Genomic DNA, 7,550 nt, shown 5'->3' on the forward strand with positions numbered 1-7,550 from the left:
CTTGCTCGCGCGGGCCCGATGCGTCTTTCGTTGACCTCACGATTCTCCGCGATTTCCGCGCTCTTGCCGGCGCTGCTGGTGATGCTCGTCGTCTATATCGGTGCCACCAGCTGGACCGTCTGGATGTCGCTGACCAACTCGCGCATGCTGCCGAACAACAATTTCGTCGGGCTTCGGCAATACGAGACGTTGCTCGGCAATGACCGCTGGATCACCTCGGTCCACAACATCGTTATCTACGGTGTGCTGTTCGTGTCGTTCGCGCTCTTGATCGGCTTCCTGTTGGCGGTTGCGATCGATCAGCGGGTGCGTGCCGAGGACACGATCCGCTCGATCTTTCTCTATCCCTATTCGATGTCCTTCGTCGTCACGGGCCTGGTCTGGCAATGGCTGCTCAACCCGACGCTCGGCATCCAGCACGTGCTGCGCAGCTGGGGCTTCGAGAACGCGACGTTCGACTGGATTGTACGGCCGGAGACCGCAATCTATTGCCTGGTCATCGCGGGCGTCTGGCAGGCTTCGGGGTTGGTGATGGCGATCATGCTCGCCGGGTTGCGCGGCGTCGACGAGGAGATCTGGAAGGCGGCGCGGGTCGACGGCCTGCCGAAATGGCGGGTCTATATGTCGATCATCATTCCGATGATGGGTGCGAGCTTTGCGACCGCCGCGGTGTTGCTCTCGACGGGCGTGGTGCGCCTCTACGACCTCTCGGTATCGATGACCAATGGCGGACCCGGCATCGCCTCGGAGGTGCCCGCCAAATTCGTTATGGATCATCTGTTCGAACGCGCCAATATCGGGCTTGCGACGGCGGCGGCCACCACCATGCTGATCACGGTGATCGCGGTCGTCGCGCCCTATCTCTACTGGCGCGCGCGCAAGGGGGAGATGCGATGACCGCGGTGGCACAGCCTTTACCCGCAGCACGGCGGCCGAAGCGCATGACCCCGGCCCGCTGGGGCCTCTATGCCTTCATCTTCATTACCGCGCTCTACTTCCTGCTGCCGCTCTATGTAATGGTCGTCACCTCGCTGAAGCCGATGGCAGAGATCCGGCAGGGCAATCTGTTGGCCTTGCCGATAGCTCCCAGCATCGAAGCGTGGGTCAAGGCCTGGACCTCGGCGTGTACCGGCCTGACCTGCCAGGGCATCAAGATCGGCTTTTTCAACTCGCTGCGCATCCTGGTGCCGTCGGTCGCGATCTCCATCCTGATCGGTTCGCTCACCGGCTATGCGCTATCGCTATGGCGTCTGCCCGGCGCCAACATCCTGTTCGGCGCGATGATGGTGGTCGCCTTCATTCCCTATCAGCTGTTCATCTATCCGCTGGTTCGGGTGTTCTCCTTCACCGGCCTCGGGCAGTCGCTCCTCACCATCGTGATGATCCACACGATTTTTGGCTTACCCACCATGACGCTGCTGTTCCGCAACTATTTCGCTTCGCTGCCGGTGGAGTTGTTCAAAGCCGCCCGTGTCGACGGCGCCGGCTTCTACCAGATCTATGCGCGGATCATGATGCCGATGGCCACCCCCATGATCGTGGTCGCGGTCATCTTGCAGACGACCGGCATCTGGAACGATTTCATTCTGGGGCTTGTCTTCGCCGGCCGCGACAATCTGCCGATGACGGTGCAGCTCAATAATATCGTCAATTCGACGCAAGGCGAGCGCGCTTACAATGTCGATATGGCGGCGACGCTGCTAACCGCGCTGTTGCCACTCGCCGTCTATTTCGGCTCCGGCCGGTGGTTCGTGCGCGGCATCGCCGCCGGCGCAGTGAAAGGCTGACGCAGCATGCAGAAATCGAACGTCGACATCAGGAGCCTTCAGATCGGCTTTGGCGGCCTGAAGGTGCTGGAGAATCTCAATCTCCACGTCGAGGCGTCCGAGTTCCTCGTACTGCTTGGACCGTCCGGTTGCGGCAAGTCGACATTGCTCAACGCGATCGCAGGGCTGATCGACGTCAAGGGTGGCGAGATCCATATCGGCGGCCGCGATGTCACCTGGGCAGAACCGAAGGATCGCGGCATCGCGATGGTGTTCCAGAGCTACGCGCTCTATCCACGCATGAGCGTGCGCCGGAACATGTCGTTCGGGCTGAAGGTCGCGGGAACGCCGCGGGAGGAGATCGAGCGCCGCGTCGGCGAGGCCGCGCAGATGCTGCGGCTCACCAGTCTCCTCGACCGCCGCCCCAGCGAGTTGTCCGGCGGGCAGCGCCAGCGAGTCGCGATTGGACGGGCGCTGGTACGCCATGCCGGCGTGTATTTGTTCGACGAGCCGCTCTCCAATCTCGATGCCCAGCTGCGCGCCGAACTCAGGGTCGAGATCAAGCGGCTGCATGCACGGCTCAGCGCCACCATGATCTACGTGACGCACGACCAGATCGAGGCGCTGACGCTCGCGGATCGGATCGCAGTGATGCAGGGTGGCGTGATCCAACAGCTCGACACGCCGAAGAAGATCTATCGCGAGCCGGTCAACCGGTTCGTCGCCTCCTTCGTTGGCTCGCCCGCGATGAATTTCATTCCCGGCCGGATCGCGTGCGACGGCGAGACCGGATTCATCGCCGGCGCAAACCGGCTCGGACTGAACGGCTACGCCTTCCGCGGCCTGCCGACCGACGCGCCGGCCGTTCTCGGCATCCGTCCCGAGCATATCGAGCTGACTGCGTCCGACGATCCGTCCGCAGTGTCCGCCCGCGTCGAGATGGTCGAGCCGATGGGGGCCGACACGCTGATCTGGTGCCGCCTCGCCGACGGCACGACCTTCTCCTTCCGCGATGACGCCGACGCGAAAATGCGCGAGGGCGACACGCTCGCGCTGCGGTTTCCCGCCGAGGCGCTGTCGCTGTTCGACGAGACAAGCGGACAACGCCTCTAGATCCTCCAGCTACCGAAAGCGCGACATGACCAAGCCGATCGACCGATTTTCCATACAACTGTATTCAGTCCGCTCCATCACCCCGCTCGAGGCGCAGATCGCCCTGCTGTCCAGCCTCGGCTACACGATGGTGGAGCCCTGGGGCGGACTGTTCAACGATCCCGAGACGCTGAAGAGGCTCCTCGATGTCCACGGGATGACCGCGCCGAGCGCCCATGTCGGGCTCGACCGGCTGCGCGGGGACGCGGTCAGCACGGCGAGGATGTGCAAGGGACTCGGCATCGAGACCATCTTTGCGCCGGCCCCACCATTGGGCGAGCGCGAGGGCGGAGAAAAGGAATGGCGCGGCATTGGGCGCGAGCTTGCTGACATCGGAAAGGCGGTGGCCGACGAGGGGCTCAAATTTGGCTGGCACAACCATCATTGGGAATACGGCCGTAGCGGCAGCGGTAAGACCTATCTCGAATGTCTGTTCGAGGAGGCGCCCGACCTCGTTTGGGAGGCTGATCTCGCATGGATCGTGCGCGGCGGCGGCGATCCGGTTGCCGAGATCAAGAAACATGCGCAGCGCCTGGTCGCCTGCCACATCAAGGATCTTGCGCCATCAGGACAGTGCGTCGACGAGGACGGCTGGGCTGATCCCGGCCACGGCATCATGGACTGGCCGGCGCTGCGCGCGGCGATGACGGAGGCCAGGGTCTCCTTGTTCGTCGCTGAACACGACAAGCCGAATGACGTCGCCCGCTTCGCGCGCAGGGCGCTCGAGACCGTGACCGCTTGGACGTAACAGGGAGGGGATCATGAGCAGGCTCGGAGTCGGCATCGTCGGTTGCGGCAACATCTCGACGATCTACATGCACAACTTGCCGAAATTCCGCGATCTTAGGCTGGTCGCCTGTGCCGACCTGCGGCCCGAGGCCGCGCAAGCCCAGGCGGGGCAGTTCGGCATCGAGGCGTTGTCGATCGAGGCGCTGCTGGCGCGTCCTGAGATCCAGATCATCATCAATCTCACCACGCCGAACGCGCACTACGACGTGAGCCAAGCGGCGTTTAACGCCGGTAAGCACGTGTTCGGCGAAAAGCCGATCACTGTGGAGGCCAATGACGCCGCGACCTTGGTCGCGGAGGCGGCGCGTCGCGGCCTGAAGCTCGGCTGCGCGCCGGATACTTTCCTTGGCGGCGGCGGACGGATGGCGCGCGAGTTCGTCGATACGGGGCGGATCGGCAAGGTGCTCTATGGCACCTGTTTTCTGATGTCGCATGGCATGGAGCATTGGCACCCCGATCCAACCTTCTTCTTCAAGCCGGGCGGCGGACCGATCCTCGACATGGGCCCCTACTACCTGGCGGCCCTCATCAACCTGTTGGGTCCCGTTGCACGAGTTCAGGGGCGCGCGAGCGCCGGCTTCGCCACGCGGCTCGTCACCTCGAAGGGGCCGATGAACGGTAAAACCGTCGCGGTTGAAACCCCGACGACGGTCATGTCGCTGCTGCATTTCGAGTCGGGTGCCGACATCATCTTTGCGATGAGCTGGGACGTCTGGAAACACGGACATCCGCCGATCGAGCTTTACGGCACCGAGGGCTCGCTGCGGGTGCCGGATCCCAATTTCTTCGGCGGCGCCGTGCAATACACTGAGAAGGGTGGCGATTGGATCTCGGTCGCAGCCGACGACCGGCCGTTCGGCAAGCCCAACTGGCGCTCGCCGAATTGGGCCGATCACATGCCGAATCAGGCCAACTATCGTTGTCTGGGCGTCGCCGAACTCGCAAGTGCGGTGCTACACGGCACGCCACACCGCTCCTCCGGAGCGCTGGCGAGCCATGCGCTGGAAGTGAAGCACGCGATCCTCAAGGCCGGCGTCGAAGGCGGAGAGATCGCAGTGCGCTCGCGCGTCGAGCGACCGGCCCCGCTGTCCGACCTCGAGGCGATGGCGTTGTGGGCCGGGGAGACGTTCTGAAGCCGGGACAGTCCTCAGCTAAGATTGCCCGATCTGGGTATTGGAGTGAAATGCCCGCCCGGTCTCCGGGAACCAGCAAGGGGAGGCGAGTTTTGGTGGGGTATCGAGCTCAGCGGGCAGGTGCTGCTGGAGCGTCTAGGATAGAAGGAAGCATTCGATGAAGATGATCAAAGGACCAGCGATATTCCTCGCTCAGTTCGCTGCCGACGCGGCGCCGTTCAATTCCTTCGATTCGATCTGCGGATGGGCCGCCTCGCTTGGCTACAAGGGGGTTCAGATTCCGAGCTGGGATGGGCGGCTTTTCGACTTGAAGAAGGCCTCGGAGTCGCAGGACTACGCCGACGAGGTGAGAGGTATCGCAGCCCATCACGGCCTCTGCATCACCGAGCTCTCGACTCATCTTCAGGGTCAGCTCGTCGCCGTTCACCCGGCGTATGATGCGGCATTCGACGGTTTCGCCGTGCCGGAGGTGCGCGGCAATGCCAAGGCGCGCACGACGTGGGCCGTCGACCAGGTCAAGCGCGCGATCTTAGCCTCCAGGCGTCTCGGGCTCACCGCACACGCGACCTTCTCCGGTGCACTTGCCTGGCCCTATGTCTATCCGTGGCCGCAACGTCCGGCCGGCCTCGTCGAAACAGCCTTCGACGAACTCGCGAAGCGCTGGCGGCCGATCCTCGACTATGCGGACGAGCATGGCGTTGATGTTGCATATGAGATCCACCCGGGCGAGGATCTGCACGACGGCGTCTCCTACGAGATGTTCCTGGAGCGGGTCAATAACCATACGCGCGCGAATCTGCTCTACGACCCGTCGCACTTCGTTCTGCAGCAGCTTGACTATCTGGACTACATCGACATCTACCACCAGCGCATCAAGGCCTTCCACGTCAAGGACGCCGAGTTCAACCCGACGGGCCGTCAAGGCGTCTATGGCGGGTTTCAGAGCTGGGCCGACCGTGCCGGTCGCTTCCGTTCGCTGGGCGATGGCCAAGTCGATTTCGGCGCCATCTTCTCGAAGCTCACGCAACACGATTACGGCAGCTGGGCGGTGCTCGAATGGGAGTGCGCGCTGAAGCATCCTGAGCAGGGCGCGCGCGAGGGCGCCGAGTTCATCAAGAGCCATATCATCCGCGTCACTGAGAAAGCCTTCGACGATTTCGCGGGCTCGGGCGCGGACGACACGGCGAACCGCAAGATGCTGGGCCTATCCTGAGCGGGAGGAGAATATGCCGATCAACGCAAGCAATGAACCCGGCGGTCATGCGCGTATCCGACTGGGAATGGTCGGCGGCGGACAGGGGGCCTTCATCGGCGCCGTCCACCGCATTGCCGCTCGCATCGACGACCAGTTCGAGCTGGTTGCCGGCGCGCTCGCGTCCGATCCGGTTCGAGCCAAGGCCTCGGCCAAGGAGCTCGGCATCGCCGACGATCGCGCTTATGGCTCCTTCGAAGAGATGGCGACGGCCGAAGCCGCGCGAGCGGACGGCATCGAGGCGGTCTCGATCGTAACTCCAAACCATATGCATAGCCCGGTCGCGAAGACCTTCCTTGAAGCCGGAATCCACGTCATCTGCGACAAGCCCCTGACGACGACCGTGGCGGAGGCCGAAGAGCTGGTGGCGCTCGTCAAGAAGAGCGGCAAGGTGTTCGTGGTGACGCACAACTATACGGGCTATCCCATGGTCCGGCAGGCGCGCGCTATGGTCGCGAATGGCGACCTCGGGGAGATTCGGCTGGTCCATGCCGAATATCTCCAAGACTGGCTGACCGAGCGATTAGAGGCAAGCAGCCACAAGCAGGCGGCGTGGCGCACGGACCCGGCACGGTCCGGCGCCGGCGGGTGCATCGGCGACATCGGCACTCATGCCTACAATCTCGCCTGCTTCGTCACCGGGCTCGAACTGGACGAGCTGTTCGCCCAGCTGTCGACCTTTGTCGAAGGACGGCGTCTCGACGACGATGTCCAGATCCTCCTCAAGTGGAAGGGCGGCGCCAAGGGCATGCTGTGGGCGAGCCAGGTCGCCGTCGGCAATGAGAATGGCCTCACGCTGCGCGTCTACGGCAGCAAAGGCGGCCTCGAATGGGCGCAGGAGAATCCGAACCATCTCTGGTTCACGCCCTACGGCCGGCCGAAGCAGCTCCTGACCCGCGGCGGGGCCGGCGCCTTGGGCGAGGCGGGCCGCGTCACCCGCGTCCCCTCCGGCCACCCCGAGGGATATCTTGAGGGTTTCGCAACAATCTATGCCGAGGCAGCGCGCGCCATCCGCGCGGCAAGGGCCGGCGGACGGCCGGATCCCGAGGTGACCTTTCCGACCGTTGAGGATGGCCTAGCAGGCGTGAAGTTCATCGATGCTGCGGTGAAGTCCTCGGCACGCAAGGGTGCCTGGGTTCGAATGACGTAACTGCCGACACGTCTATAGCAGTCGGCGGTGGGGTTGTGCTTGCGGCGTCTTACAAGGCAAAAACCCTTGGAGTGCTTGGGACGCGCCTAGTCGTCGGTCCCCTAGCCGCAACGCACTGGGCAGCCGCTCGCCGCGATCAGCATGGGCACCACAATCGAGCGGCTGAATGCCGACCGTTTGCCGATTGTGGTCCAGGTGCTACTAGAGCGTTAGCCGATCAGGTTGCAAGTACCCTGCGGCCACGAAGTAGTTTGTGGATTCTGCGGGCGTGTAGGTGTCGACGATGCGACCAATAGCGTCCCAGAGAC

7 protein-coding genes are annotated in these 7,550 nt (G+C 63.6%); all 7 read left to right on the forward strand.

Features of this window, described 5'->3' with window-relative positions; genetic code table 11:
- The first annotated feature begins 18 nt into the window (after positions 1–18).
- The 7 genes from ABID58_RS07720 to ABID58_RS07750 all read left to right on the forward strand — a co-directional run bounded on the left by ABID58_RS07720 (position 19) and on the right by ABID58_RS07750 (position 7,242).
- Positions 19–897: a carbohydrate ABC transporter permease gene (locus tag ABID58_RS07720; protein ID WP_148749102.1), complete on the forward strand. Its 879-nt coding sequence runs from the start codon at positions 19–21 to the stop codon at positions 895–897.
- A 5-nt stretch (positions 898–902) separates the two neighbouring features.
- On the forward strand, positions 903–1,787 hold the full coding sequence (locus ABID58_RS07725; RefSeq protein WP_354032193.1) for a carbohydrate ABC transporter permease: 885 nt from the start codon (positions 903–905) through the stop codon (positions 1,785–1,787).
- A gap of 6 nt (positions 1,788–1,793) precedes the next feature.
- Positions 1,794–2,879: an ABC transporter ATP-binding protein gene (locus ABID58_RS07730; protein WP_354032162.1), complete on the forward strand. Its 1,086-nt coding sequence runs from the start codon at positions 1,794–1,796 to the stop codon at positions 2,877–2,879.
- Positions 2,880–2,904: 25 nt separating this feature from the next.
- The gene (locus ABID58_RS07735) at positions 2,905–3,666 is read left to right on the forward strand and encodes a sugar phosphate isomerase/epimerase family protein (RefSeq protein ID WP_354032163.1); all 762 of its coding nucleotides are present in this window, start codon (positions 2,905–2,907) and stop codon (positions 3,664–3,666) included.
- Between the two features lie 13 nt (positions 3,667–3,679).
- Positions 3,680–4,840: a Gfo/Idh/MocA family protein gene (locus tag ABID58_RS07740; protein WP_354032164.1), complete on the forward strand. Its 1,161-nt coding sequence runs from the start codon at positions 3,680–3,682 to the stop codon at positions 4,838–4,840.
- A 157-nt stretch (positions 4,841–4,997) separates the two neighbouring features.
- Positions 4,998–6,053, forward strand: a complete 1,056-nt coding sequence (locus ABID58_RS07745; protein WP_148749097.1) for a sugar phosphate isomerase/epimerase family protein — start codon at positions 4,998–5,000, stop codon at positions 6,051–6,053.
- Between the two features lie 13 nt (positions 6,054–6,066).
- Positions 6,067–7,242, forward strand: coding sequence for a Gfo/Idh/MocA family protein (locus ABID58_RS07750; protein WP_148749096.1), 1,176 nt, complete (start codon positions 6,067–6,069; stop codon positions 7,240–7,242).
- Positions 7,243–7,550 lie beyond the last annotated feature (308 nt).

The sequence above is a fragment of the Bradyrhizobium sp. S3.2.6 genome (genome assembly GCF_040546885.1).
GTDB classification, from domain to species: domain Bacteria; phylum Pseudomonadota; class Alphaproteobacteria; order Rhizobiales; family Xanthobacteraceae; genus Bradyrhizobium; species Bradyrhizobium cytisi.